Here is a 26,383-nt window from a genome sequence, read left to right as displayed (position 1 = left end):
CAGATAAAAAGCGGGAAAAAACGCTGGGCATTAAAGCATTTTCGCCTTCGGGCGTCATTCGCGCGGCTCAAACAAGTCGACCGAATGCACGCTGCCCGGCGGCAATCAGGCGGTAAGACAGGCAAAGCTTTAGGGAGTTTTATGGGAAAGGGATTTTTCAGGCGAAAACTCGACGTCGTCCTCGGCGTCGACATCAATGACCAGGGCATCAAGCTGGTCGAGCTGGGCCGTTCGGCGCAGGGTTTCAGCATTCAGGGGTATGTCACGCAGGTATTGCCGGCACATGCGATGGTCGATGGCACATTGCTTGACCTCGACGGCGTAGGGCGGGCGCTGCACCAGGCATTATCCCGCCTGCACAGTGGCACCAGGCACGCGGCCGTCGCGGTGGCGGGCCCTTCGGTCATTACGCGGGTGATCGAAATGGACACGGGCCTGGGCGACGAAGAGATGGCCTGGCAGATACAGATGGAGGCCGACCAGTACATTCCTTATCCTCTGGACGAGGTCGCCATCGATTTCCAGGTGCGCGGGCCGTCGCCCCAGGAAGCGGGGCGGGTCGAGGTGTTGCTGGTGGCGTGCCTGCGTGAGCAGGTCGAGGCCCGCGAGGCGGCGCTGGCCCTGGCCGGGCTGGTGACACAGGTAGTGGATGTCGAAGCGTTTGCATTGGAGCGCGCTTGCCGTCAGGATTTTGCCAGCTTCACGCCGGGTCATCGAGTCGATGGCGCACAATGGGCCGTCGATGCCCAGGGGATGGGAGTGGCTTGCGGGTTAGCCCTGAGGAGTTTCGCTGGATGACACGAATCAATCTTTTGCCCTGGCGCCGAGCACTGGCGGAGCGGCGCCGCAAATATTTCCTGGCACTGCTGCTGGTATTTGCCTGCCTGGCGCTCGCGGCGGTGTGGTTGGCTGATCAGGTGATAGACCAGGCGATAGACCGGCAGGTCACCCGCAATGTGCGCCTGAACGGGGATGTCGCCGTGCAGGACTCACGCATCAAGACCATCGACGACCTGCAGGAGCGAAGCCAGCAATTGGCGCAGCGCATGAAGGTCGTGCAGGACCTGCACGATGCGCGCTCTTCCGGTGCTCGGCTGTTCGATCAGTTGGCTCGCGCAATGCCCGATGGCGTTCATCTGCATGAAGTGGTCGCGAGTGGCGATACCCTCAGCATCCGCGGCAGTGCCGACAGCAATCAGGATATCGCCCAGTTGATGCGTCGGTTGGAGGCGTCACAGGGTGGCCACTCCGCGCGGCTCGAGCGGGTGCGGGCAGAGGGCGAGCGCGGCGATCACGAGTTTCAGCTGATGGTGCGTCAGGGGGAAACCATCGAGGCGCAACCATGAGCCTGCCCAGGCTCGATTTTTCCGCGCTCTCCTACAACGCTGCAAAATGGCCCTGGCCTGGGAAGGCCCTGCTTGGCTGTGCGCTGGCCGGTCTGGTGCTGTTGCTTGGAGAGGGGGTTTACCTGGGGGCCTCGCGGGAGCGACTGCACGGCCTCGAGGCGCGGGAACAGGCGCTGCAAGCGCAGCTCGAAGAAAAAACCGGCTTGGCCGCCGAGCTTGAGGCGTACACCGAACAAGTCAGGGCGATGGAAGAGACTGTCGCGGGCCTTCAAGGGCAGTTGTCCGGTGAGTCCGCAGTGCCGGGCCTGCTGGAAGACATCGCCCGGCTGGCGGTTGCCAAAGGCGTCTGGATCGAGGGCGTCGCGGTGCTGGATGAGGCGTCGCTGCCGTTCCATGTCGAACAGCCCTTGAAGATTGCCGCTACGGGGGCCTATCACGACTTGGCGGCGTTCGTCAGCGCCCTGGGCGGGTTGCAGCGCATCGTCACGGTGCATGACGTGGCGGTGCGGCCTGAAGGGGCATTGTTACGTCTTGACCTGCTGGCCAAGGCCTATCGAAGTGCGTCCCCAGGCGGCAGCGCCCAGGCGGTCGTCCCGGCTCCGCGCTTTGTTTATGACTCATCATCCCTGCGCGACCCGTTTCAACGCCCCGCCTTGCAAGCGGAGCACACGCCTGGGCGAGCGGCCCTTGCTCCAGACCTCACTCGGCCTCGCGGGCCGCTCGAGGGCATCGCAATCGAGCAGTTCGCCATGGTCGGTACGCTGTCGGGCGGTGGACGGACCTACGCGCTATTGCGTGCCGGACCGACAGTGCACCGGCTGGCGGTCGGTGACTACCTCGGGCCCGATCATGGTCAGGTCATGTCCATCCAGGACAGTCATGTCGAGCTGATCGAGCGCTTTCCCGATGAACAGGGCCTCTGGCTGGAGCGCCCGCGAACCCTGGTACTGAACGTCAACTCATAACGGAATCAAACCATGAAAAGGATTTTCTCGTGCTTCGGTGTGGCGCTATGGATAGCGTTCACGGCGCCGAAGGCCGCTGCTGTACCCAATCGCCTCGACCTGATCCAATTGCCGCCGCCCGAAAGCGCATCTTCGGTCGGCTACACCGGCGACAAGCTGAATCTCAATTTCCAGAACATCGATTTGCGCGCAGCGCTGCAGCAAATCGCCGATGTTGCAGGCCTTAACCTGGTGGCCGGTGACGAGGTACAAGGTTCGATCACCCTGCGGCTCAAGGAGGTGCCCTGGGACCAGGCGCTGGACCTGGTGCTGCAAGCCAAGGGGTTGGACAAACGGGTGAAGGCCGGCGTATTGCTGGTGGCGCCGGCTGACGAATTGGCCGCTCGCGAACTGCTGACGCTGGAGGCGCGCAAGCAGATGGCTGAGCTGGCACCGTTACGCCGGGAGCTGCTGCAGGTCAATTATGCCAAGGCAGCGGACCTGGCCAAGCTGTTCCAGTCAGTGACCGGCTTTGAAGGCGCGACCGACGAGCGCGGCTCGGTGGCGGTCGACGACCGCACCAACAATATCATCGCCTACCAGACTGGAGAGCGGCTGGAAGAACTGCGGCGGATCGTGGCGCAGTTGGACGTGCCGGTGCGCCAAGTGATGATCGAGGCGCGCATCGTCGAGGCCAATGTCGATTACGACAAAGGCCTGGGCGCACGCTGGGGTGGGCGGCTCAATCGCGGCAATTGGAGCGCCGGCGGTATCCCCAAGCCCCAGGCGGACGGCGCGCAGCCACCAGAGAACCCGCCCAGCTCACCCTTCGTGGACCTGGGTTCGCTGACCGGCACCTCGGGCCTGGGACTGGCCTTTATCACCGACAACCTGCTGCTGGACCTTGAGCTGACCGCCATGGAAAAGTCCGGCAACGGCGAAATCGTCTCACAGCCCAAGGTGGTCACCTCGGACAAGGAAACCGCGCGCATCCTCAAGGGCACCGAGATCCCCTACCAGGAATCCACGTCCCAGGGCGCAACCTCGGTGTCGTTCAAGGAAGCCTCGCTGTCGTTGGAGGTCACGCCGCAAATCACCCCCGACGATCATGTGATCATGGTGGTCAAGGTCACCAAGGACGAGCCCGACTATCTGAACAAACTCAACGACGTTCCGCCGATCAAGAAAAACGAGGTCAATGCCAAGGTCCTGGTCAAGGATGGCGAGACCATTGTCATCGGCGGGGTTTTCTCCAATACCCAAAGCAAAGTGGTAGATAAAGTGCCATTTTTAGGCGATGTGCCGTATCTTGGCCGCCTTTTCCGGCGCGATGTGCGGGCGGAGAAAAAATCCGAGCTGCTGGTATTCCTGACTCCGCGTATCATGAATAACCAGGCGATTGCTGTGAGTCGTTGATTCTGTGCGAAATTTGATTCTTGTAGGGCCGATGGGGGCTGGAAAAAGCACCATCGGCCGTTTGCTGGCCAAAGAGCTGCGCCTGCCATTCAAAGATTCCGATAAGGAAATTGAATTGCGCACGGGTGCCAATATCCCATGGATCTTCGATAAGGAAGGCGAGCTGGGCTTTCGCGACCGCGAGCAGGCAATGATTGCCGAACTGTGCGGCTGCGATGGCGTGGTATTGGCCACCGGCGGTGGCGCGGTGATGCGCGATGAAAATCGCCGCGCCCTGCACGCCGGTGGTCGCGTGGTTTACCTGCATGCCTCGGTGGAGCAGCAGGTGGGCCGCACCGCCCGTGATCGCAATCGCCCGTTGCTGCGCACGGCCAACCCGGAAAAAACCCTGCGAGACCTGCTGGCACTGCGCGATCCGCTCTATCGGGAAATCGCCGATCTGGTGGTGCAAACCGATGAACGGCCGCCGCGAATGGTGGTGCTCGACATTCTTGAGCGCCTGCAACGGCTACCACCCCGTTAAAGCCTGGCCGCAAATGCGCTATTCTCGGCGGCGCGCCATGACCTCGCGGGGTGTGGCGTAGAGCCATCAGGCAGCGTCTGATCCAGGCGTTACCGGTCGTCAAAATATCTTCAACGCGGGGACACATGCAGACACTTAAGGTCGATCTAGGCGAGCGCAGCTACCCGATCCATATTGGCGAAGGTCTGCTGGACCAGCCCGAGCTGCTCGCACCGCATATTGCCGGTCGGCAAGTGGCGATCATCTCCAACGAAACGGTGGCGCCGCTGTATCTTGAGCGTCTGAGCCGCAGCCTGGCGGCGTACTCGGTGATCTCGGTGATCCTGCCCGACGGCGAAGCCCACAAGAACTGGGAAACCCTGCAACTGATTTTCGATGGCCTGCTGAGCGCACGGCATGACCGCCGTACCACCGTGGTCGCCCTGGGCGGCGGTGTGATCGGCGACATGGCCGGCTTCGCGGCCGCCTGCTACCAGCGTGGCGTGGACTTTATCCAGGTGCCGACCACGCTGCTGTCCCAGGTCGATTCGTCGGTGGGCGGCAAGACCGGTATCAACCATCCGCTGGGCAAGAACATGGTCGGCGCGTTCTATCAGCCGCAGGCCGTGCTGATCGACACCGCGACCCTCAACACCCTGCCACCCCGCGAGCTGTCGGCGGGCCTGGCGGAAGTCATCAAGTACGGGCTGATCTGCGACGAGCCCTTCCTGACCTGGCTGGAAGAGCACATGGATGCCTTGCGCGCCCTCGACCAGGTGGCACTCACCGAAGCGATTTCCCGCTCCTGTGCGGCCAAGGCGTTGGTGGTGAATGCCGACGAACGGGAGTCCGGTGTACGGGCTACCCTGAACCTGGGCCACACCTTCGGCCATGCGATCGAAACGCACATGGGCTATGGTGTGTGGCTGCATGGGGAAGCCGTAGCGGCTGGCACCGTGATGGCATTGGAGATGTCGCAGCGCCTGGGCTGGATCAGCGTCCAGGAGCGTGATCGCGGTATCCGTCTGTTCCAGCGCGCCGGTTTGCCGGTGATTCCGCCGTCTGAAATGACCGAGGCGGATTTCCTGGAACACATGGCGATAGACAAGAAAGTGATCGACGGTCGACTGCGACTGGTGCTGTTGCGCCACATGGGCGAAGCGGTGGTGACCGACGATTATCCGAAAGAGATTTTACAGGCCACGCTGGGAGCGGATTACCGCGCCCTGGCCCAGCTTAAAGGTTAATAAGATCCCGATGACTAGTTTGCATGCCGACGAGGCGTTCCTCGGCCACTACCACCTGAGCCACGACCCTTTCGCGCCTCGGGTGCCTGGCTTCAAATTCTTCCCTGCCCAGCGCAAGCCGGTACTGGGGCAATTGCACCATCTCGCGCGCTACAGCCAGTTGCTGCTGGTGGTGACGGGGCCGTTGGGCAGCGGCAAGACCTTGCTGCGCCAGGCGCTGGTTGCCAGCACCAACAAGCAATCGGTGCAGAGCGTCGTCGTCTCGGCCCGTGGTGCCGGTGACGCGGCCGGCGTGTTGCGCCAGGTGGCGCAGGCGTTGGACGTGGCCAACCCTGAGCCGAATGCGATTCTCAAGCAGGTGGTGCAACTGGGCCTGACCGGCCAGGAAGTCTATCTGTTGGTGGATGACGCCGAGCAGCTCGACGAATCTGCCCTGGAAGCCCTGTTGGCGCTGGCGGCGGGTACCCCGGAAGGGCGTCCCCATGTGTTCCTGTTTGGTGAGTCGTCGCTGATCGCCGATCTGGAGCAGATCAGCGGTGAACAAGAGCTGTTCCACGTCATCGAATTGCAGCCGTACGAAGAAGAAGAGACCCGCGAATACCTGGCTCAACGCCTCGAGGGCGCGGGGGCGGGTATCGAACTTTTCTCCGCTGCGCAGATCTCTGATATTCACGAAAGCTCCGATGGCTGGCCTGGCAACATCAATCAGGTTGCCCGCGATGCAATGATCGAAGCCATGATTGCCAGCCGCTCTGCGGTCAAGCGTCCAAAGATGGGGTTCACTATGCCTAAGAAGCACGTATTGGCTATTTCTGCCGTTGTCGTGGTCGCTGTTGCCGCCGCCTGGTTGATCCCGGGCCGCAGCAAGGCGCCGACAACCGCTGGCGCGCCAACCGAACAGGCGCAGTTGCCACTGGGCAAGCCCACGCCGAACGTCGAATTCGCCAATTCCGGCCAGCCGACCAACCTGCCGATGGTCGGCCAACCTGTGATGCGCGGCCCGTTGGCCGAAGAAGCCGGTGGCATCTCTGAAGGCGACGACGGCGTGCCGGTGGAAGGCTCCAGCGCGACACCGCCAACCGTGACCACCACCGCGCCACCTGCGGGCGTGCCTGCCGGTACGCCAGCGACGCCGGTTGCACCAGCTGCCAAGCCGACCCCGGCGCCGACGATTGCCACAGCCAAGCCTGCGCCTGCGCCGGTGACCAAGCCCGCGCCAACGCCTGCTCCAGCGGCCAAGCCTGCGGAAAAACCGGCGGCCACCGTTGCCAAGGCCGGCGCTGCCGGCAGCAACTGGTACAGCAGCCAGCCCACCGGCAACTTCGTGGTGCAGATACTCGGCACCAGCTCCGAGGCCAACGCCCAGGCGTTCGTCAAAGAGCAGGGCGGCCAGTACCGTTATTTCAAGAAAGTGCTCAACGGCAAGCCGCTGTATGTGATCACCTACGGCAGCTTCCCAAGCCGCGCCGCAGCCGATTCCGCCATCAAGGCCTTGCCAGCGAAGGTTCAGGCTGGTAAACCTTGGCCTCGCACTGTTGCCAGCGTTCAACAAGAACTGGCAACAACTCGCTGAAGATCCGGCGGCCTTACCCAGGCCGCCCTCCCGGCACCTCAAAAAACTACAACAGCGTGCAGCCCTGAAGGCCGCGCGCTTTGTGGTGTCTGCGTCACGGTAGCTTTTGAGTCGTAGCGGTCAGAATTAAAAAAGTTTTGACTAGCACAGCATATCGCTTTAAACCTTTCATAAATGCGACATAGATTTGCGACATTTCGTCGCTAAATTTGTGAGCGTCTGTGACGGTGTGTACAATGACCTCCCTTTTGCCCCCGCTAAGCCGGCGTACGTTCGGCGTGGAAGGTAACCGGTTGAATTGAAAAGAAATTTGCCTCGATATAAGAGGCAGCCTGGTGAGAAAGTGTCTATGAAAGCAGGTCTGTACCAACCCGATGAATTCAAGGATAACTGCGGTTTCGGCCTGATAGCCCACATGCAGGGCGAGCCCAGTCATACCCTTTTGCAAACGGCCATCGAGGCCCTGACCTGCATGACCCACCGCGGTGGGATCAACGCCGACGGCAAGACCGGTGACGGTTGCGGCTTGCTGATTCAAAAGCCCGACCAGTTTCTGCGCGCAGTCGCCAAAGAGCACTTCGCCGTCGAACTGCCCAAGCAGTACGCCGTGGGCATGGTGTTCTTCAACCAGGACCCGGTCAAAGCCGAAGCCGCTCGCGACAACATGAACCGCGAGATCGTTGCTGCCGGCCTGCAACTCGTCGGCTGGCGCAAAGTGCCGATCGACACCAGCGTACTCGGCCGCCTGGCCCTGGAGCGCCTGCCGCAGATCGAACAAGTGTTCATCGCAGGCGACGGCCTGAGCGACCAGGACATGGCGATCAAGCTGTTCACGTCCCGCCGTCGTTCGTCGGTGGCCAACGCCGCCGATACCGACCACTACATCTGCAGCTTTTCCCACAAGACCATCATTTATAAAGGCCTGATGATGCCGGCGGACCTCACCGCCTTTTATCCGGACCTGAGCGATGAGCGCCTGCAAACCGCAATCTGCGTGTTTCACCAGCGCTTCTCCACCAACACCCTGCCGAAATGGCCGCTGGCCCAGCCATTCCGCTTCCTCGCCCACAACGGCGAGATCAACACTATTACCGGCAACCGCAACTGGGCCGTGGCCCGTCGCACCAAGTTCGCCAATGATTTGATGGACCTGGAAGAGCTCGGCCCGCTGGTCAATCGCGTCGGTTCCGACTCCTCCAGCATGGACAACATGCTCGAACTGATGGTCACCGGTGGCATCGACCTGTTCCGGGGTGTGCGCATGATCATTCCGCCAGCGTGGCAGAACGTCGAGACCATGGACCCCGACCTGCGGGCGTTCTATGAGTACAACTCGATGCACATGGAACCGTGGGACGGCCCGGCCGGCGTGGTCATGACCGATGGTCGCTATGCGGTGTGCCTGCTCGACCGCAACGGCTTGCGCCCGGCGCGTTGGGTCACCACCACCAACGGCTTTATCACCCTGGCGTCGGAAATCGGCGTGTGGGACTACAAGCCTGAAGATGTGATCGCCAAAGGCCGCGTAGGCCCTGGCCAGATCCTCGCCGTGGACACCGAAACCGGGCAGATCCTCGATACCGACGCCATCGACAACCGTCTGAAGTCCCGTCACCCGTACAAGCAATGGCTGCGCAAGAACGCCCTGCGCATCCAGGCGACCATGGAAGACAACGACCACGGTTCGGCTTTCTACGACGTCGACCAGCTCAAGCAATACATGAAGATGTACCAGGTCACGTTCGAAGAGCGCGACCAGGTGCTGCGCCCGCTCGGCGAGCAAGGCTACGAGGCGGTCGGCTCCATGGGCGACGACACGCCGATGGCCGTGCTGTCCCAGCGTGTGCGCACGCCGTACGACTACTTCCGCCAGCAATTCGCCCAGGTGACCAACCCACCGATCGATCCGCTGCGCGAAGCCATCGTGATGTCCCTGGAAGTGTGTCTGGGTGCCGAGCGCAACATTTTCCAGGAATCGCCGGAGCACGCTTCCCGTGTGATCCTCAGCTCGCCGGTCGTTTCCCCGGCCAAGTGGCGCTCCTTGATGACCCTGGAGCGTCCGGGCTTCGACCGCCAGGTCATCGACCTGAACTACGACGAGAGCCTCGGCCTTGAAGCCGCTGTGCGCAACGTTGCCGACCAGGCTGAAGAAGCCGTGCGCGCCGGTCGTACCCAGATCGTGCTGACCGACCGTCATATCGCCCCAGGCAAGCTGCCGATCCATGCCGCCCTGGCAACGGGCGCGGTGCACCACCGCCTGACTGAAAAGGGCCTGCGCTGCGACTCCAACATCCTCGTGGAAACCGCCACCGCCCGTGACCCGCATCACTTCGCCGTGTTGATCGGTTTCGGTGCCTCGGCTGTGTATCCGTTCCTCGCGTACGAAGTGCTCGGCGATCTGATTCGTACCGGTGAGGTGCTGGGCGACCTCTACGAAGTGTTCAAGAACTACCGCAAGGGCATCACCAAAGGCTTGCTGAAGATCCTGTCGAAGATGGGCATCTCCACCGTCACCTCCTACCGTGGCGCGCAACTGTTCGAGGCCATTGGTCTGTCCGAAGAAGTCTGCGAGCTGAGCTTTCGTGGCGTGCCGAGCCGCATCAAGGGTGCGCGTTTCGTCGACATCGAAGCCGAACAGAAAGCCCTGGCGGCCGAAGCCTGGAGCGCGCGCAAGCCGATCCAGCAGGGCGGCCTGCTCAAGTTTGTGCACGGTGGCGAATACCACGCCTACAACCCGGACGTGGTCAGCACCCTGCAAGCCGCCGTGCAGCAGGGCGACTACGCCAAGTTCAAGCTGTACACGAGCCTGGTGGATAACCGCCCGGTGTCGATGATCCGCGACCTGTTCAAGGTCAAGACCCTGGACACGCCGCTGGCCATCAGCGAAATCGAACCGCTGGAATCGATCCTCAAGCGCTTCGACTCCGCCGGTATTTCCCTGGGCGCCTTGTCGCCCGAGGCTCACGAAGCCCTGGCCGAAGCCATGAACCGCCTGGGTGCGCGTTCCAACTCCGGCGAAGGCGGTGAAGACCCGGCGCGTTACGGCACTATCAAGAGCTCGAAAATCAAGCAGGTTGCCACCGGCCGTTTCGGGGTGACCCCGGAATACCTGGTCAACGCCGAAGTGCTGCAGATCAAGGTGGCCCAGGGCGCCAAGCCCGGTGAAGGCGGCCAACTGCCCGGCGGCAAGGTCAACGGCCTGATCGCCAAGTTGCGCTATGCGGTACCCGGCGTGACCCTGATTTCGCCGCCGCCGCACCACGACATCTATTCGATTGAAGATTTGTCGCAGCTGATTTTCGACCTCAAACAAGTCAATCCGCAGGCGCTGGTCTCGGTGAAACTGGTAGCAGAAGCGGGCGTGGGCACCATCGCCGCCGGCGTGGCCAAGGCCTATGCCGACCTGATCACCATCTCCGGCTACGACGGCGGTACCGGCGCATCGCCGCTGACCTCGATCAAATACGCCGGTGCGCCATGGGAACTCGGCCTGGCCGAAACCCACCAGACCCTGCGCGGCAACGACCTGCGCGGCAAAGTCCGGGTACAGACCGACGGTGGCCTGAAAACCGGCCTCGACGTGATCAAGGCCGCCATTCTTGGCGCCGAGAGCTTCGGCTTCGGCACCGCGCCAATGATTGCCCTGGGCTGCAAATACCTGCGCATCTGCCACCTGAACAACTGCGCTACCGGCGTTGCGACGCAGAACGAGAAGCTGCGCAAGGATCACTACATCGGCACCGTCGACATGGTGGTGAATTTCTTCACCTACGTCGCCGAAGAGACCCGTGAGTGGCTGGCCAAGCTGGGCGTGCGCTCGCTGGAAGAGCTGATCGGCCGCACCGATCTGCTCGATATCCTCGAAGGCCAGACCGCCAAGCAACAGCACCTGGACCTGACGCCGCTGTTGGGCAGCGATCACATCCCGGCAGACAAGCCACAATTCTGCCAGGTGGACCGCAACCCACCGTTCGACAAAGGTCTGCTGGCCGAGAAGATGGTCGACCTGGCCGGTTCCTCGATCAACGATGCCAGCGGTGGCGAATTCGCCCTGGATATCTGCAACTGCGATCGTTCCATCGGCGCTCGTGTTTCCGGCGAAATCGCGCGCAAGCACGGCAACCAGGGCATGGCGAAAGCGCCGATCACCTTCCGCTTCAAGGGCACTGCGGGCCAGAGCTTCGGCGTGTGGAACGCCGGTGGCCTGCACATGTACCTGGAAGGCGACGCCAACGACTACGTGGGCAAGGGCATGACCGGCGGCAAGCTGGTGATCGTTCCGCCACTCGGCAGCGTCTACAAGTCGCAGGACAGCGCCATCATCGGCAACACCTGCTTGTACGGCGCCACCGGTGGCAAGCTGTTCGCCGCCGGCACTGCCGGTGAGCGTTTCGCCGTGCGTAACTCCGGCGCCCACACCGTGGTGGAAGGTACCGGCGATCACTGCTGTGAGTACATGACCGGCGGCTTCGTCGCCGTATTGGGCAAGACCGGTTACAACTTCGGTTCGGGCATGACCGGCGGTTTTGCCTACGTGCTCGACCAGGACAACACCTTCGTCGACAAGGTCAACCACGAGTTGGTCGAGATCCAGCGGATCAGCGGCGAAGCCATGGAGTCCTACCGCAACCACTTGCAGCATGTGCTGGACGAGTACGTCGAGGAAACCGGCAGCGAATGGGGGCGTAACCTCGCCGAAAACCTCGATGATTACCTGCGTCGTTTCTGGCTGGTCAAGCCCAAGGCTGCCAACCTGAAATCGTTGCTTTCCAGCATCCGTGCCAACCCGCAGTGATATGCGCCTGAACAGTTTGATGAGGTTTTAACATGGCTGAACGTCTGAATAACGACTTCCAGTTCATCGATGTCGGGCGCAAAGATCCGAAGAAGAAACTGTTGCGTCAACGCAAGAAAGAGTTCGTGGAGATCTACGAACCCTTCAAACCCCAGCACTCGGCCGATCAGGCCCACCGCTGCCTGGGGTGCGGTAACCCGTATTGCGAATGGAAGTGCCCGGTGCACAACTTCATTCCCAACTGGCTCAAGTTGGTGGCCGAGGGCAACATCCTCGCCGCCGCCGAGCTGTCGCACCAGACCAACACCCTGCCGGAAGTCTGCGGCCGGGTGTGCCCGCAGGACCGTCTGTGCGAGGGTGCCTGCACCCTCAACGACGGCTTCGGCGCGGTGACCATCGGTTCGGTAGAGAAATACATCACCGACACCGCGTTCGCCATGGGCTGGCGGCCGGACATGTCCAAGGTCAAGCCGACCGGCAAGCGCGTCGCGATCATCGGCGCCGGCCCTGCGGGCCTGGGCTGTGCCGACGTGCTGGTGCGTGGCGGCGTGACTCCGGTGGTGTTCGACAAGAACCCGGAAATCGGCGGCCTGCTGACCTTCGGCATCCCCGAGTTCAAGCTGGAAAAGACCGTACTGAGCAACCGTCGCGAAGTGTTCACCGGCATGGGCATCGAGTTCCGCCTGAACATCGAGATCGGCAAAGACATCACCATGGAGCAACTGCTCGCCGAATACGATGCGGTATTCATGGGCATGGGCACCTACACCTACATGAAGGGCGGCTTTGCCGGTGAAGACCTGCCGGGCGTGTATGACGCGCTCGACTTCCTGATCGCCAACGTCAACCGCAATCTGGGCTTTGAAAAGTCGCCGGAAGATTTCGTCGACATGAAAGGCAAGAAGGTCGTGGTGCTCGGCGGTGGCGACACCGCGATGGACTGCAATCGCACCTCGATCCGCCAGGGCGCCAAGTCGGTGACCTGTGCGTATCGCCGTGACGAAGCCAACATGCCCGGTTCGCGCAAAGAGGTGAAGAACGCCAAGGAAGAAGGGGTGAAATTCCTCTACAACCGCCAGCCGATCGCGATTGTCGGTGAAGACCGCGTCGAAGGCGTGAAGGTGGTCGAGACCCGTCTCGGCGAACCCGACGCCCGTGGCCGTCGCAGCCCCGAGCCGATCCCGGGTTCCGAAGAAATCATCCCGGCCGACGCCGTGGTCATCGCGTTCGGTTTCCGCCCAAGCCCGGCGCCGTGGTTCGAGCAGTTCGAAATTCAGACCGACAGCCAGGGCCGTGTTGTGGCCCCGGAGCAAGGCCAGTACAAGCACCAGACCAGCAACCCGAAAATCTTCGCCGGTGGCGACATGGTGCGCGGCTCTGACCTGGTGGTAACCGCGATCTTCGAAGGGCGCAATGCCGCGGAAGGGATCCTGGACTACCTGCAAGTCTGACCCTGATCCCCGCTTGAAATGGGATCAAAATGTGGGAGGGGGCTTGCTCCCGATAGCGGTGTGTCAGTTTCAGTATCTATAACTGAACCACCGCAATCGGGAGCAAGCCCCCTCCCACATTTGTTTTGTGCTGTGTTCAAGCTACCGCGACAAATTGACCCGATAGACAAAAGGCACGGCGCATTCCGTGCCTTTTGCGTCGCGCTCTGAGAAAATGCCCGCACTTTTTTTGCGGATGCCGACATGACTGCCCTCAAGAACGACCGTTTCCTTCGTGCCCTGCTCAAGCAGCCCGTAGACGTCACGCCCGTGTGGATGATGCGTCAAGCCGGTCGCTACTTGCCGGAATACCGCGCCAGTCGCGCCAATGCCGGCGACTTCATGAGCCTGTGCATGAACCCTACGTTCGCCTGCGAAGTCACGATGCAGCCGCTGGACCGCTACCCGCAGCTGGATGCGGCCATCCTCTTCTCCGATATCCTCACCATCCCGGACGCCATGGGCCAAGGCCTGTACTTCGAGACCGGCGAAGGCCCGCGTTTCAGGAAAGTCGTCAGTACCCTGGCTGATATCGAAGCCTTGCCGATCCCTGATCCGCACAAAGACCTCGGCTACGTGATGGATGCCGTCAGCACCATCCGCCGCGAGCTCAACGGCCGCGTGCCATTGATCGGTTTCTCCGGCAGCCCATGGACCCTGGCCACTTATATGGTCGAAGGCGGCTCGTCGAAAGACTTCCGCAAGACCAAGGCCATGCTCTACGACAACCCGCACGCCATGCACCTGCTGCTGGACAAGCTGGCGCAGTCGGTCACCTCGTACCTCAATGGCCAGATCATGGCCGGCGCGCAAGCGGTGCAGATTTTCGATACCTGGGGCGGCAACCTGTCGGCGGCGGCGTACCAGGAATTCTCCCTGGCCTACATGCGCAAGATCGTCAGCGGCCTGATCCGCGAACACGAAGGCCGCAAGGTGCCGGTGATCCTGTTCACCAAGGGTGGTGGCCTGTGGCTGGAAAGCATCGCCGACGCCGGTGCCGATGCCCTGGGCCTGGACTGGACCTGCGATATCGGCGAAGCCCGCCGCCGCGTTGGTAACCAGGTCGCGCTGCAAGGCAACATGGACCCGACCGTGCTGTATGCCAAGCCGGAAGCGATCCGCACCGAAGTCGGGCGCATCCTCGCCAGCTACGGCAAAGGCACCGGACACGTGTTCAACCTGGGTCATGGCATCACCCCGGAAGTGAACCCGGAGCATGCCGGCGCGTTCCTGCGCGCGGTGCACGAGCTGTCGGCGCAATATCACGAGTAACACGCAAGACCAATGTGGGAAGGGGTTGCTCCCTCCCACATTTTGACCTGTGAATACATTTCAACGGTGGGTGGAGACTTGCCCCCGATAGCGCCAGTGCAGCCAGCACTGCTCATAAAGTGAACACCCGAGCCCAAAGCGCCACCTTTTAGCGCGTCGCAAATAGATAAGTAGCTCGCGAACGATTTCTCCCTCGACCACCCGTCTCCCGTGCGTTGGGTGACAGACTTCTCCTACGCCCGCAAAGCGCCTTCCCACAAGTGCTACCGATCTGCTCACGGCCCTCTGGCCTTCGGCCTCGTGCGTCATATCCCGCGTTTAATCGGCGGGCTTATATAGACGCATCAACAGGTCGTTTTCAGGATTTGTTGAATGGCCATTCAATTTCAGGCATGGCATTTGCTCTATCAATTCAAAGCCTCTCTCCCTCTCAGGAGATGAGCGCAATAACAAGAGCCTCGCCTGAGGCCATCACCCGCTTTGTGTGAGGAGATACTGCGATGACGTCGTTCAACTCAGGGGCCCAACCCCAGAACCGTGCGCCTCAATCCATCGGCTTTTTGCTGCTGGACAATTTCACGCTGATTTCCCTGGCGTCGGCCGTGGAACCGCTGCGCATGGCCAACCAGCTGTCCGGCCGCGAGTTGTATCGCTGGACCACCCTGAGTGTCGACGGCAACCAAGTATGGGCCAGTGACGGCCTGCAGATCACCCCCGACGCCGCCATGCACAAGGCCCCGGCCCTGGACACGGTGATCGTGTGCGGTGGCGTGGGCATCCAGCGCACCGTCACCCGCGAACACGTGTCGTGGCTGCAAAGCCAGGCGCGTCAATCCCGTCGTCTCGGTGCGGTCTGCACCGGCAGTTGGGCCCTGGCCTGTGCGGGCCTGCTCGACGGTTTCGATTGCAGCGTGCATTGGGAATGCCTGGCGTCGATGCAGGAAGCGTTTCCCCGCGTGGCCATGAGCACACGCCTGTTCACCCTCGATCGCAACCGTTTCACCAGCTCCGGCGGCACCGCGCCGTTGGACATGATGCTGCACCTGATCAGCCGCGACCACGGCCGTGAGCTGTCGGCCGCCATCTCCGAGATGTTCGTGTACGAACGCATCCGCAACGAACAGGATCACCAGCGTGTGCCGCTCAAGCACATGCTCGGCACCAACCAGCCGAAGCTGCAGGAAATCGTGGCGCTGATGGAAGCCAACCTGGAAGAGCCCATCGACCTGGACGAGCTGGCGGTCTATGTCGCCGTGTCGCGTCGCCAGCTGGAGCGGTTGTTCCAGAAATACCTGCACTGTTCGCCGTCGCGCTACTACCTCAAGTTGCGCCTGATCCGTGCGCGGCAGTTGCTCAAGCAAACGCCGATGTCGATCATCGAAGTGGCGTCGGTGTGCGGGTTTGTGTCCACCCCGCATTTCTCCAAGTGCTACCGCGAATACTTCGGCATTCCGCCGCGCGATGAGCGTGTAGGCTCCAATACCACCCAGCAGGTGGCGATGCTGCCGATTCCGCAGGCGCTGGTGTTGTCACCGTTGTCGGGGCCGATGTCGGCGTTGAGCCAGGCCAGGAATGAGTCGACTTTCGCGAGTGTAAGGCTCTAACTGTAGGAGCGAGCTTGCTCGCGAAAAAAGCAAGAGCGACGCGGGGTAACTGGGGCCCCGCGTCATCGTTGACGATCTTCGCGAGCAAGCTCGCTCCTACAGGGAAGGTGGCTGTCAGGCGCCGCGGTTCTGCTTGAACTGCACCAAGGCCGGCAACAACTGCTTATCGATCGCCTGACGCACCGCCGGCAGAATCGTCGCGCTGCCGCTGTACATCTGCTCAACCATACCCTTGAGCGCCTTGGCCCGTGCCTCGCTCAAACCGCGTACCGCGCACTCGCAAGCCTGCTCGGCGCTGGCACCGCTGGACACTTCGAAACCCAACGAGCGCAGTTGGCCCAGCAGGTCATCCTGGTCAATCAAATCCGCATGCATCATGACGTTTATCCTGGTGAGGGGAGCGGGGTTCGACCTCGATTCTGGTAGCCGCCCAGGCGGTCGGCAAGGGCAGAATGCGTGAATGCCTCAGATGGCTATGAGGGTGTCGTTTTCGGGCCATGCGCCAAGTGGACTTACCGGCACACTGGTCCCAGGCACGCAGCTTGATGGTTTGGTCACCCTCCGGATGCACGGCTCACACAAGGCACTCTGCCCCGATCCAGTCACGGCTGGCTCGGGGCTTTTTTTGCCGGCAAGCCAATGACACGGCCAAGCAGGGCGGGCATTGGCAGCTCGGCCTGTCCGGCGCCGATGGCAGCCAGACGTTCCAGCGTGGCCTCGGTGAACGGCGTGGCATGCGGCTCTGCCAGGTCGACATGCAGCAGCATCTGTTCGTTGCCGGCCAGTTCCTTGTCATCGTCCACCGGGTGCAGGCTGTGATAGAGATGCAGGCGCTTGGCGTCGTGGGCGATCAGTTGGGTGCGCACCTGCACCTTGGTACCCAGCTTCACTTCGTGCAGGTAGTTCAGATGCAACTCGAGAGTGAACAGCGAGTGGCCGCTGGCTTCGCGGTTGTCACTGTCCAGGCCCAGCATGTCCATCAGTGCGTCGGTGGCGTAGCTGAAGATCAGCAGGTAGAACGCGTCGCGCAGGTGGCCGTTGTAGTCGACCCATTCAGGCAGGATTTGAGTGGTGTAGGTTTTCAATGCGGGCATGGATCCAGGCTCGGTCAAAAATGTGGTTATTCGGCGAAGCTCATGCCGTGTTTGGCTTTAGTCACTTTGACTGCCTCCAATACCGCCAGCAGGCAATCATCACGATAGCGCTCCAGCGCCGCAATGCTGTGTTTGCCTAACTGGTCGCGGGTGCCATCGACCACATCGTCGATCAATTTGTCGGTGAGTTCCGGCGCCGGCAAATAGGTCCACGGCAACTGCAATGCCGGACCGAACTGCGCCATGAAGTGGCGCATGCCCGCATCGCCACCGGCCAGGGTGTAGGTGAGGAAGGTGCCCATGAACGACCAGCGCAGCCCGGCGCCAAAGCGAATCGCGTCGTCGATTTCGCCGGTGGTCGCCACGCCATCGTTGACCAGGTGCAGCGCCTCGCGCCACAGCGCTTCCAGCAGGCGGTCAGCAATAAACCCCGGCACTTCCTTGCGCACGTGCAGTGGGCGCATGCCGAGGGATTCATAGACCTTGATCGCGGCCTGGATCGCCTCCGGCGCGGTGTGCTTGCCGCCGACCACTTCCACCAACGGCAGCAGGTAAACCGGGTTGAACGGGTGGCCAACCACGCAACGTTCCGGGTGGGTCGAACCCTCATAAAACTCACTTGGCAATAGCCCGGACGTGCTCGAGCCGATCAACGCATTCGGCTTGGCTGCGGCGCTGATCTTGCTGTGCAAATCCAGTTTCAGCTCCAGGCGTTCCGGGGCGCTTTCCTGAATGAAGTCGGCGTCCCTTACACATTCCTCAATGGTGGCAACAAAGCGCAGGCGCGCCTGGGATGCTCCCGGCGCCAGGCCTTGTTGCTCCAGGGCGCCCCAGGCGTTGGCGACACGTTTGCGCAGGGCCGTTTCGGCGCCGGGCGCCGGGTCCCAGGCCACGACGTCCAGGCCGTGGGCGAGGGCGCGGGACACCCAGCCGCTGCCGATAACACCGCTGCCGAGGGCGGCGAAGGTTTTGATTTCGGTGATAAAGCTCATGGCGACATTCCTAAAGCGTTCGGTGATCCCTTGTGGGAGGGGGCTTGCTCCCGATGACGGTGTTTCAGTCATGCATCTTTAGGCTGATCCACCGCTATCGGGAGCAAGCCCCCTCCCACATTTTTGATTCGGTTTTGGCAGGGACTAGCCGCGTTTGGCCAGGCCCATCTTGATGCGACCTTCCGCCGGGGTCATGACTCGCGCGCCGAGGCGGCTGAGGATTTCACCGGCGCGCTCCACCAACTGCCCATTGGTGGCAAGCACGCCTTTGTCCAGCCACAGGTTGTCTTCCAGGCCGACCCGCACATTGCCGCCCAGCAGCACCGCCTGCGCCGCCATCGGCATCTGCATGCGGCCGATGCCGAAGCCGGCCCACACGGCGTCGGCGGGCAAGTTGTCGACCATGGCTTTCATGGTGGTGGTGTCGGCCGGCGCGCCCCACGGGATGCCCAGGCACAGTTGAAACAGCGGGTTGTCGAGCAGGCCTTCCTTGATCATCTGCTTGGCGAACCACAGGTGGCCGGTGTCGAAAATCTCCAGCTCGGCTTTAACGCCCAACGCCTGGATACGCTTGGCGCCGGCGCGCAATTGCGCCGGAGTGGACACGTAAATGGTGTCGCCATCGCCGAAGTTCAGGGTGCCGCAATCGAGGGTGCAGATTTCCGGCAGCAATTGCTCGACATGGGCCAGGCGCGTCAGTGGGCCGACCAGGTCGGTGTTGGGACCGAACTCCATGGGGTGCTCGCCACTGCCGATCTCCAGGTCGCCGCCCATGCCGGCGGTGAGATTGACGATGATGTCGATGTCGGCCTCGCGGATGCGCTCCATCACTTCGCGGTACAGCGTCACGTCGCGGCTGAACTTGCCGGTGTGCGGGTCACGCACATGGCAGTGCACCACGGTCGCGCCGGCCTTGGCGGCTTCCACGGCGGCGGCCGCGATTTGTTTGGGGGTGACCGGCACGTGCGGGCTTCTGGCGGTCGTGTCGCCAGCACCGGTGAGTGCGCAGGTGATGATGACGTCGTGGTTCATGAGGCGGTTCCTTGCAGGCGTGGGGGTGCCGTTCGCAGCCGGTCGGGGCTGCGAAGCGGTGTCTGGAAAAGGTTATTTAACGGTCAGTTGGAGGTTGGCTGCCGCCGGCTTGCCATCGAAGGTAGTCACACCTTCCAGCCAGCGCGCCTGGTCTTGCGGGTGATCCTTGAGCCACTGCTTGGCCGACTCGATGGGGTCCTTGTGATCCAGCAAGGGCTGCATCATCCGGCTCTCATCGGCGGCGGTGAAGGTCAGGTTGGTCAGCAGCTTGTGTACGTTGGGGCACTGCTCGGCATAGGTTGGCGAGGTGACGGTCCACACGGTCGCCCTGCCTTCATTCGGGCCCAGCGCGTCGTCGCTGCCGGTGAGGTAAGTCATCGCCACGTTGACGTTCATCGGGTGCGGCGCCCAGCCGAAGAACACCACGGGCTCCTTGCGTCGTACCGCACGGTCGACTGCAGAGAGCATGGCGGCTTCGCTGGATTCGACCAGTTGGAACTTGCCCAGGCCGAACTGGTTCTTGGCGATCATGGCTTTGATTTGGGTATTGGCGCCCGAACCCGGCTCGATGCCGTAGATCTTGCCGCCCAGCTCTTTTTCGAAGCGGGCGATGTCGGCAAAGGTTTTCAGGCCCTTGTCCGCCAGGTAAGTCGGCACGGCGAGGGTGGCGCGGGCGTCTTCCAGGCTCGGTTTGTCGAGCACTTTGACTTGCTTGGCGTCGACGAACGGCGTGATGGTCTGGGTCATCAACGGGTTCCAGTAGCCCAGGAACAGATCCAGGCGCTGGTCGCGAATGCCGGCAAAGATGATCTGCTGGGACGCGCTGGTTTGTTTGGTCTTGTAGCCGAGGCCGTCGAGCAGCACTTGGGTCATGGCGCTGGTGGCGATCACGTCGGTCCAGTTCACCACGCCCAGGCGCACGTTCTGGCAGGAAGCGGCATCCGCTGCCATGACGGGGGTGCTCAAAATAGCGCTGACGCTGAATGCAAGCACGCTGCGGCTGATCAGTCGGTTCATGGTGAATCCCTCGGCAGGTCGTTATTGTGGGGTCCGGCGTCTTTGCGCGCCGTGCAGCCAAGTTACGTACCTTGAGCAGCGCCGAAACGCACAGCGGCGACCGGCTCTTGCACTGCAGCGACCTGCGCGCTTGAATCCGCCCTTGAACGGGAGTATCACAGTGCCACGCTGGTCGTCCTACGAGAGCGCCATCATGTCCCAGGATTTTTATTTTTTGCTGATGCCGGGGTTCTCGGCGATTGGGTTTATTTCCGCGCTGGAACCGTTGCGGGTGGCGAATCGCTTCCGTGGCGAGCTGTACCGCTGGCATGTCTTGAGCGCCGATGGCGGTGCGGTACTGGCGAGCAATGGCATGTCGGTCAATGCCGACGCCGCACTGGAACCGCTGAAAAAGGGTGCGACGCTGTTGGTGGTGGCCGGCTTCGAACCGCTGCAGTTCGCCACGCCGACGCTGGATCACTGGCTGCGCCGTCTCGACCACGACGGCGTGACCCTCGGCGCCATCGACACCGGCGCCTGCGTGCTGGCCGAAGCGGGCCTGCTCGACGGCCACCGCCTGACCTTGCACTGGGAAGCCATCGATGCGTTCAAGGAATCGTATCCGCACCTGAGCGTCACCCAGGAACTGTTCGAGATCGACCGCCGTCGCATCACCTGTGCCGGCGGCACCGCATCCATCGACCTGATGCTCGACCTGATCGCCCAGGCCCACGGCCCGGACCTGGCGATCCAGGTGTCCGAACAGTTCGTGCTCGGCCGCATCCGCCCGCGCCAAGACCACCAACGCATGCAAATCGCCACCCGCTACGGCATCAATAATAAGAAGCTGGTGCAGGTGATCGGCGAGATGGAGCAACACACCGAACCACCCCTGAGTACCTTGGCCCTGGCCGACGCGATCAAGGTTACCCGGCGCCAACTGGAACGGCTGTTTCGCCTGCACCTGAATGACACGCCAAGCAACTTCTACCTTGGCCTGCGCCTGGAAAAAGCCCGGCAACTGCTGCGCCAGAGCGATATGAGCGTGCTGGAAGTGAGTATTGCGTGCGGGTTCGAGTCGCCTTCGTATTTCACCCGCAGCTATCGGGCGAGGTTTGCGAAATGTCCGAGGGAGGATCGGCGACGGGAGGTGGTTTGATCGTTTTTTAGTCAATTATAGTGGCGGCTATAATTTATAGTCGTTTCCATAATTAGGTATAAAAGCGGCCAAATGTGGGAGGGGGCTTGCCCCCGATAGCGGTCGGTCAGCAGCACATAGGTGACTGACACACCGCCATCGGGGGCAAGCCCCCTCCCACAGTAGATTTTGGTGTGGCTTATTTTTTCAGCAGGGCTGAACACGCTGTTTTGTAGGCCTCATGCTGATACTTGCTCAGCGTCGCCGGCAGTTCAAAGGTGTGCTTCTTGTTCTGCGCGTTAATGGTCTGCGGCGACAGCAAGGTCACCTCCACCCCCTCCAGCAACTGAAACACCCCTTCAATCTTGAACGTGGTCGGGCCACCGGCGAATTCGCCTTTCTTGCTGCGCTTCTTGATCGCGATCCGGGTGATGGCGTTTGCCTGCACGAACGCCTTCACCTGGGCGGCGAAGGCTTTGACGTTAGCGGCTTCGTCGTCGTCTTCAAGGGCGATTTTCTTGGTGGCCAGGGCGACGTGGGTCAGCGCCTGGTTGTCCAGGGAAGCGACGGCGATGATGGCTTCGCTGCCTTTGATTTCGATGCCGCAGATAGTCATGAAAAGCCCTGGTTCAGAAGGAAAGTCGCAGGATTGTCGCTTATTCCTGCCCAATCGACTCCAAAAACTCCGACCGCTCGTCACTCATCCGCGCCAGGCAATCATTCAGCGCAATCGCATACGCCTTGGTCCCGGTCGCTGCCGGGAAGGTGTCCACCGCGCAATCGGCATCGCGTAGTTTTTCCCACTTCTGCTGGGCATCCTTCAGACGAGCGGTAATGTCGGCGAGCTTGGTCTTGTCGCTGCCGTAGGTGGAACCCATGCGCTCCAGCAGGCCCTGATAGTTGTCTTTCAACAATTGCTCGGCGGTGGTTTTGTTGTAGGTGGCGCATTCCAGGGTTTGCTGGTCGTTCTCGATGCCGTCGCACGGCGTGCTGTCGGTGTCTTCGGCGGCGTGGACGCCGGTTGCGATGAGTGCCAAAGCCAGGAAAATCGATTTCATTGCGCCGTCTCATATCAGGTGATGCGGAATTCTGGCTCAAGCGTAAGACAAAGAACAGCCGCCAGTCAGGCATGTCTACACAGGCTTTGTCGCGGATTGACGCTTTCGGCAATTCCCCTGTCGTTTTTGCACCCGGCTCCGTCGGCCCCTGGGCATATGCTGGCCCCAAAGCGCCGGCAGACGATTCGGCGCATGAATCGCCAATAAGGGGACGCCTGATGAGCCCAGCCGAGTTGCACGCCGACAGCATCGTTATCGATGGTCTGATTATTGCCAAGTGGAACCGCGACCTGTTCGAAGACATGCGCAAAGGTGGCCTGACGGCTGCCAACTGCACGGTGTCGGTGTGGGAAGGCTTCCAGGCCACGATCAATAACATCGTCGCCAGCCAGACCCTGATCCGCGAAAACAGCGACCTGGTGATCCCGGTGAAAACCACCGCCGATATCCGTCGCGCCAAGGAGCAGGGCAAGACCGGCATCATCTTCGGCTTCCAGAATGCCCACGCATTTGAAGACCAGCTCGGCTATGTCGAGATCTTCAAGCAGCTCGGCGTCGGTGTGGTGCAGATGTGCTACAACACCCAGAACCTGGTGGGCACCGGCTGCTACGAGCGCGACGGCGGCCTGTCGGGTTTCGGGCGTGAGATTGTCGCCGAGATGAACCGCGTCGGCATCATGTGCGACCTGTCCCACGTCGGTTCCAAGACCAGCGAAGAAGTCATCCTCGAATCGAAAAAGCCGGTGTGCTATTCCCACTGCCTGCCCTCGGGCCTCAAGGAGCACCCGCGCAACAAATCCGATGAAGAACTCAAGTTCATCGCCGACCACGGCGGGTTTGTCGGCGTGACCATGTTCGCGCCGTTCCTGGCCAAGGGCATCGATTCGACCATCGACGATTACGCCGAAGCCATCGAATACACCATGAACATCGTCGGCGAAGACGCCATCGGCATCGGCACCGACTTCACCCAGGGCCATGGCCAGGATTTCTTTGAAATGCTGACCCATGACAAAGGCTACGCCCGCCGCCTGACCAGCTTCGGCAAGATCATCAACCCGCTGGGCATCCGCACCGTGGGCGAGTTTCCCAACCTCACCGAGACCCTGCTCAAGCGCGGCCATCCTGAACGCGTGGTGCGCAAGATCATGGGCGAGAACTGGGTCAATGTCTTGAAAGACGTCTGGGGCGAATAAGCCAGACACCACCGGCAACACCACTACGAATTTTTCTGGAGTTAAGTTTCCATGGCCAAGATCGCCCCGCAATTGCCAATCGAAGTCGACAGCGAAACCGGTGTCTGGACCTCCGACGCCCTGCCGATGCTGTACGTGCCGCGCCATTTCTTCGTCAACAACCACATGGGCATCGAAGAAGTGCTGGGTGCCGACGCCTACGCCGAGATCCTCTACAAGGCCGGCTACAAGTCCGCCTGGCACTGGTGTGAAAAAGAAGCCGAGTGCCACGGCCTGGAAGGCGTCGCGGTGTTCGAGCACTACATGAAGCGCCTGTCGCAACGCGGCTGGGGCCTGTTCAAGATTCAGGACATCGACCTGGATAAAGGCACCGCCAGCGTCAAGTTGGAACATTCGGCCTTCGTCTACGTGTACGGCAAGGTCGGGCGCAAAGTGGACTACATGTTCACCGGCTGGTTTGCCGGCGCGATGGACCAGATACTTCAAGCGCGTGGCAGCACCCTGCGCACTGTGGCCGAACAAGTCTACGGAGGCTCCGAAGAGGGCCACGATGATGGTTTGTTCACCGTCAAGCCGTTGTAAGCCGAGGACCGTGCCATGGCTTTCGAAGCAATGTTCCAACCGATTCAGATCGGCAAACTGACCATCCGCAACCGCGTGCTCAGTACCGCCCACGCCGAGGTGTATGCCACCGACGGCGGCATGACCACCGACCGCTATGTGAAGTACTACGAAGAGAAGGCCAAGGGCGGTATCGGCCTGGCGATCTGCGGCGGCTCCTCGGTGGTGGCCATCGACAGCCCCCAGGAATGGTGGAGTTCGGTGAACCTGTCCACCGACCGCATCATCCCGCACTTCCAGAACCTGGCCGACGCCATGCACAAGCATGGCGCCAAGATAATGATCCAGATTACCCACATGGGCCGTCGCTCGCGTTGGGACGGCTTCAACTGGCCGACCCTGATGTCGCCGTCCGGCGTGCGTGAGCCGGTGCACCGTGCCACCTGCAAGACCATCGAGCCGGAAGAGATCTGGCGCGTGATCGGCAACTATGCCAGCGCCGCCAAGCGCGCCAAGGCCGGTGGCCTGGACGGGGTGGAACTGTCCGCCGTGCACCAGCACATGATCGACCAGTTCTGGAGCCCGCGGGTCAACAAGCGCACCGATGAATGGGGCGGCACCTTCGAAGGCCGCATGAAGTTCGGCCTGGAAGTGTTGAAGGCCGTGCGCGCCGAAGTCGGTGACGATTTCTGCGTGGGCATGCGCCTGTGCGGCGACGAGTTCCACCCGGACGGCCTGTCCCACGAGGACATGAAGCAGATCGCCAAGTATTACGACGACACCGGCATGCTCGACTTCATCGGCGTGGTGGGCTCGGGGTGCGATACGCACAACACCCTGGCCAACGTGATCCCGAACATGAGTTACCCGCCGGAGCCGTTCCTGCACCTGGCGGCCGGTATCAAGGAAGTGGTGAAGGTTCCGGTGCTGCACGCGCAGAACATCAAGGACCCGAACCAGGCCACGCGCATTCTGGAAGGCGGCTACGTGGACATGGTCGGCATGACCCGCGCCCATATTGCCGACCCGCACCTGATCGCCAAGATCAAGATGGGCCAGATCGACCAGATCAAACAGTGCGTCGGCGCCAACTATTGCATCGATCGCCAGTACCAGGGCCTGGATGTGCTGTGCATCCAGAACGCCGCGACTTCCCGTGAATACATGGGCGTGCCGCACATTATCGAGAAGTCCACCGGGCCTAAACGCAAAGTCGTGGTGGTCGGTGCCGGCCCTGCGGGGATGGAAGCGGCGCGCGTCGCCGCCGAACGTGGCCACGACGTAACCCTGCTGGAGAAGAAAGAATTTATCGGCGGGCAAATCACCACCGCATCGAAAGCGCCGCAGCGTGACCAGATTGCCGGTATCACCCGCTGGTTCCAGTTGGAGCTGGCACGTTTGAAAGTCGATCTGCGCTTGGGCGTGGCGGCGGATGCCGAAACTATCCTCGACCTGCGCCCGGACGTGGTGGTGCTGGCCGTCGGTGGGCATCCGTTCATTGAACAGAACGAACACTGGGGTGCTGCCGAAGGCCTGGTGGTGAGCAGTTGGGACGTGCTCGACGGCAAAGTCGCACCGGGCAAGAACGTGCTGGTGTACGACACCATCTGCGAATTCACCGGCATGTCGGTGGCGGATTTCCTTGCGGACAAAGGCTGCCAGGTCGAGATTGTCACTGACGATATCAAGCCGGGCGTGGCCATCGGCGGTACGTCGTTCCCGACTTACTACCGCAGCATGTACCCCAAGGAAGTGATCATGACCGGCGACATGATGCTGGAAAAGGTCTACCGCGAGGGCGACAAGCTGGTGGCGGTGCTGGAGAACGAATACACCGGGGCCAAGGAAGAGCGGGTGGTCGACCAGGTGGTGGTGGAGAACGGCGTGCGCCCGGACGAGGCGATTTATTACGGGCTCAAGGAAGGTTCGCGCAACAAGGGCCAGATTGACGTCGAAGCCCTGTTCGCGATCAAGCCACAGCCGTGCCTGAGCGAAGCGGGTGAGGGGTACTTGTTGTTCCGCATCGGTGACTGTGTGGCCCAGCGCAATACCCACGCTGCCATCTATGACGCCCTGCGCTTGTGCAAGGATTTCTAAGCCGACACCGAGCCAAAGTGGACTCGGTCC

The 26,383-nt window shown here is 61.6% G+C and carries 21 protein-coding genes and 2 pseudogenes; 15 read left to right on the top strand and 8 right to left on the bottom strand.

Annotated elements, in window-relative coordinates; translation table 11 throughout:
* The first annotated feature begins 141 nt into the window (after positions 1-141).
* The 11 genes and pseudogenes from pilM to C4J87_RS23815 all read left to right on the top strand — a co-directional run bounded on the left by pilM (position 142) and on the right by C4J87_RS23815 (position 16,189).
* Positions 142-798, top strand: a complete 657-nt coding sequence (gene pilM / locus C4J87_RS23870) for a type IV pilus assembly protein PilM (protein ID WP_256657828.1) — start codon at positions 142-144, stop codon at positions 796-798.
* On the top strand, positions 795-1,346 hold the full coding sequence (locus tag C4J87_RS23865) for a PilN domain-containing protein (protein WP_124368636.1): 552 nt from the start codon (positions 795-797) through the stop codon (positions 1,344-1,346). The genes pilM and C4J87_RS23865 overlap by 4 nt, the downstream gene beginning before the upstream one ends.
* Complete coding sequence (locus C4J87_RS23860) at positions 1,343-2,311, top strand: pilus assembly protein PilP (protein ID WP_124368635.1); 969 nt, start codon at positions 1,343-1,345, stop codon at positions 2,309-2,311. The genes C4J87_RS23865 and C4J87_RS23860 overlap by 4 nt, the downstream gene beginning before the upstream one ends.
* Before the next feature lie 141 nt (positions 2,312-2,452).
* Positions 2,453-3,706 (top strand): annotated as a pseudogene (locus C4J87_RS23855) (type IV pilus secretin PilQ); the annotation flags it as partial.
* A 4-nt stretch (positions 3,707-3,710) separates the two neighbouring features.
* Positions 3,711-4,229: a shikimate kinase AroK gene (gene aroK / locus C4J87_RS23850; protein WP_124368633.1), complete on the top strand. Its 519-nt coding sequence runs from the start codon at positions 3,711-3,713 to the stop codon at positions 4,227-4,229.
* Between the two features lie 125 nt (positions 4,230-4,354).
* Complete coding sequence (gene aroB, locus C4J87_RS23845; protein ID WP_124368632.1) at positions 4,355-5,455, top strand: 3-dehydroquinate synthase; 1,101 nt, start codon at positions 4,355-4,357, stop codon at positions 5,453-5,455.
* A gap of 10 nt (positions 5,456-5,465) precedes the next feature.
* Positions 5,466-7,028 carry an SPOR domain-containing protein gene (locus C4J87_RS23840; RefSeq protein ID WP_124368631.1) on the top strand — a complete coding sequence of 521 codons (1,563 nt, stop codon included), beginning with the start codon at positions 5,466-5,468 and terminating at the stop codon, positions 7,026-7,028.
* 349 nt (positions 7,029-7,377) lie between these two features.
* Positions 7,378-11,823: a glutamate synthase large subunit gene (gene gltB / locus C4J87_RS23830; protein WP_124368629.1), complete on the top strand. Its 4,446-nt coding sequence runs from the start codon at positions 7,378-7,380 to the stop codon at positions 11,821-11,823.
* 32 nt (positions 11,824-11,855) lie between these two features.
* Complete coding sequence (locus C4J87_RS23825; RefSeq protein WP_124368628.1) at positions 11,856-13,274, top strand: FAD-dependent oxidoreductase; 1,419 nt, start codon at positions 11,856-11,858, stop codon at positions 13,272-13,274.
* Positions 13,275-13,517: 243 nt separating this feature from the next.
* Positions 13,518-14,585, top strand: coding sequence for a uroporphyrinogen decarboxylase (hemE, locus tag C4J87_RS23820; protein ID WP_124368627.1), 1,068 nt, complete (start codon positions 13,518-13,520; stop codon positions 14,583-14,585).
* A gap of 500 nt (positions 14,586-15,085) precedes the next feature.
* Positions 15,086-16,189 carry a GlxA family transcriptional regulator gene (locus tag C4J87_RS23815; protein WP_124364728.1) on the top strand — a complete coding sequence of 368 codons (1,104 nt, stop codon included), beginning with the start codon at positions 15,086-15,088 and terminating at the stop codon, positions 16,187-16,189.
* Here C4J87_RS23815 and C4J87_RS26490 read toward each other — a convergent pair.
* The 6 genes and pseudogenes from C4J87_RS26490 to C4J87_RS23785 all read right to left on the bottom strand — a co-directional run.
* Positions 16,188-16,307, bottom strand: a pseudogene (locus C4J87_RS26490) (outer membrane lipoprotein carrier protein LolA); the annotation flags it as partial. The gene C4J87_RS23815 and the pseudogene C4J87_RS26490 overlap by 2 nt on opposite strands.
* Positions 16,304-16,567 carry a hypothetical protein gene (locus tag C4J87_RS23805; protein WP_124368626.1) on the bottom strand — a complete coding sequence of 88 codons (264 nt, stop codon included), beginning with the start codon at positions 16,565-16,567 and terminating at the stop codon, positions 16,304-16,306. The pseudogene C4J87_RS26490 and the gene C4J87_RS23805, both read right to left, overlap by 4 nt.
* Before the next feature lie 224 nt (positions 16,568-16,791).
* Positions 16,792-17,283, bottom strand: a complete 492-nt coding sequence (locus C4J87_RS23800) for a thioesterase family protein (protein WP_124368625.1) — start codon at positions 17,281-17,283, stop codon at positions 16,792-16,794.
* A 26-nt stretch (positions 17,284-17,309) separates the two neighbouring features.
* Entirely contained in the window at positions 17,310-18,275 is a 966-nt protein-coding gene (locus C4J87_RS23795; protein ID WP_124368624.1) for an L-carnitine dehydrogenase, read from the bottom strand.
* A 144-nt stretch (positions 18,276-18,419) separates the two neighbouring features.
* A complete protein-coding gene (locus C4J87_RS23790) occupies positions 18,420-19,307 on the bottom strand; it encodes a 3-keto-5-aminohexanoate cleavage protein (protein WP_124368623.1) in 888 nt (295 codons plus the stop codon).
* A gap of 72 nt (positions 19,308-19,379) precedes the next feature.
* Entirely contained in the window at positions 19,380-20,324 is a 945-nt protein-coding gene (locus C4J87_RS23785; RefSeq protein WP_124368622.1) for a choline ABC transporter substrate-binding protein, read from the bottom strand.
* A 193-nt stretch (positions 20,325-20,517) separates the two neighbouring features.
* Here C4J87_RS23785 and C4J87_RS23780 point away from each other — a divergent pair, with 193 nt between their 5' ends.
* Complete coding sequence (locus C4J87_RS23780) at positions 20,518-21,462, top strand: GlxA family transcriptional regulator (protein WP_164487696.1); 945 nt, start codon at positions 20,518-20,520, stop codon at positions 21,460-21,462.
* Positions 21,463-21,640: 178 nt separating this feature from the next.
* Here the strand turns inward: C4J87_RS23780 and C4J87_RS23775 are convergent, their stop codons facing one another.
* Both C4J87_RS23775 and C4J87_RS23770 read right to left on the bottom strand, forming a co-directional pair.
* Complete coding sequence (locus C4J87_RS23775) at positions 21,641-22,057, bottom strand: DUF3010 family protein (protein ID WP_124368620.1); 417 nt, start codon at positions 22,055-22,057, stop codon at positions 21,641-21,643.
* Between the two features lie 40 nt (positions 22,058-22,097).
* Entirely contained in the window at positions 22,098-22,499 is a 402-nt protein-coding gene (locus C4J87_RS23770; protein WP_124364720.1) for a lysozyme inhibitor LprI family protein, read from the bottom strand.
* A gap of 218 nt (positions 22,500-22,717) precedes the next feature.
* Between C4J87_RS23770 and C4J87_RS23765 the strand changes: the two genes are divergently transcribed.
* From C4J87_RS23765 to dgcA, 3 genes are read left to right on the top strand one after another with little or no spacing between them, the layout of a single operon-like run.
* Entirely contained in the window at positions 22,718-23,695 is a 978-nt protein-coding gene (locus C4J87_RS23765) for a dipeptidase (RefSeq protein WP_005792153.1), read from the top strand.
* A 51-nt stretch (positions 23,696-23,746) separates the two neighbouring features.
* The gene (locus C4J87_RS23760) at positions 23,747-24,277 is read left to right on the top strand and encodes a DUF5943 domain-containing protein (RefSeq protein WP_124368619.1); all 531 of its coding nucleotides are present in this window, start codon (positions 23,747-23,749) and stop codon (positions 24,275-24,277) included.
* A 15-nt stretch (positions 24,278-24,292) separates the two neighbouring features.
* Positions 24,293-26,353 (top strand): dimethylglycine demethylation protein DgcA, encoded by a 2,061-nt coding sequence (gene dgcA, locus C4J87_RS23755; RefSeq protein ID WP_124368618.1) that lies wholly within the window; start codon positions 24,293-24,295, stop codon positions 26,351-26,353.
* The last annotated feature ends 30 nt before the right edge of the window (positions 26,354-26,383 follow it).

Origin of the sequence: Pseudomonas sp. R1-43-08 (assembly GCF_003852255.1) — a bacterium.
Taxonomy (GTDB): Bacteria; Pseudomonadota; Gammaproteobacteria; order Pseudomonadales; family Pseudomonadaceae; genus Aquipseudomonas.
The sequence above is the reverse complement of the archived record's forward strand: the minus strand, read 5'-3'. Positions and strand labels throughout refer to the sequence as shown.

Coding starts and splice junctions, on each gene's coding strand:
- pilM (WP_256657828.1), top strand. CDS start 142: ATGGGAAAGGGATTTTTCAGGCGAAAACTCGACGTCGTCCTCGGCGTC.
- C4J87_RS23865 (WP_124368636.1), top strand. CDS start 795: ATGACACGAATCAATCTTTTGCCCTGGCGCCGAGCACTGGCGGAGCGG.
- C4J87_RS23860 (WP_124368635.1), top strand. CDS start 1,343: ATGAGCCTGCCCAGGCTCGATTTTTCCGCGCTCTCCTACAACGCTGCA.
- aroB (WP_124368632.1), top strand. CDS start 4,355: ATGCAGACACTTAAGGTCGATCTAGGCGAGCGCAGCTACCCGATCCAT.
- C4J87_RS23840 (WP_124368631.1), top strand. CDS start 5,466: ATGACTAGTTTGCATGCCGACGAGGCGTTCCTCGGCCACTACCACCTG.
- gltB (WP_124368629.1), top strand. CDS start 7,378: ATGAAAGCAGGTCTGTACCAACCCGATGAATTCAAGGATAACTGCGGT.
- C4J87_RS23825 (WP_124368628.1), top strand. CDS start 11,856: ATGGCTGAACGTCTGAATAACGACTTCCAGTTCATCGATGTCGGGCGC.
- hemE (WP_124368627.1), top strand. CDS start 13,518: ATGACTGCCCTCAAGAACGACCGTTTCCTTCGTGCCCTGCTCAAGCAG.
- C4J87_RS23815 (WP_124364728.1), top strand. CDS start 15,086: ATGACGTCGTTCAACTCAGGGGCCCAACCCCAGAACCGTGCGCCTCAA.
- C4J87_RS23805 (WP_124368626.1), bottom strand. CDS start 16,567: ATGATGCATGCGGATTTGATTGACCAGGATGACCTGCTGGGCCAACTG.
- C4J87_RS23800 (WP_124368625.1), bottom strand. CDS start 17,283: ATGCCCGCATTGAAAACCTACACCACTCAAATCCTGCCTGAATGGGTC.
- C4J87_RS23795 (WP_124368624.1), bottom strand. CDS start 18,275: ATGAGCTTTATCACCGAAATCAAAACCTTCGCCGCCCTCGGCAGCGGT.
- C4J87_RS23790 (WP_124368623.1), bottom strand. CDS start 19,307: ATGAACCACGACGTCATCATCACCTGCGCACTCACCGGTGCTGGCGAC.
- C4J87_RS23785 (WP_124368622.1), bottom strand. CDS start 20,324: ATGAACCGACTGATCAGCCGCAGCGTGCTTGCATTCAGCGTCAGCGCT.
- C4J87_RS23780 (WP_164487696.1), top strand. CDS start 20,518: ATGTCCCAGGATTTTTATTTTTTGCTGATGCCGGGGTTCTCGGCGATT.
- C4J87_RS23775 (WP_124368620.1), bottom strand. CDS start 22,057: ATGACTATCTGCGGCATCGAAATCAAAGGCAGCGAAGCCATCATCGCC.
- C4J87_RS23770 (WP_124364720.1), bottom strand. CDS start 22,499: ATGAAATCGATTTTCCTGGCTTTGGCACTCATCGCAACCGGCGTCCAC.
- C4J87_RS23765 (WP_005792153.1), top strand. CDS start 22,718: ATGAGCCCAGCCGAGTTGCACGCCGACAGCATCGTTATCGATGGTCTG.
- C4J87_RS23760 (WP_124368619.1), top strand. CDS start 23,747: ATGGCCAAGATCGCCCCGCAATTGCCAATCGAAGTCGACAGCGAAACC.
- dgcA (WP_124368618.1), top strand. CDS start 24,293: ATGGCTTTCGAAGCAATGTTCCAACCGATTCAGATCGGCAAACTGACC.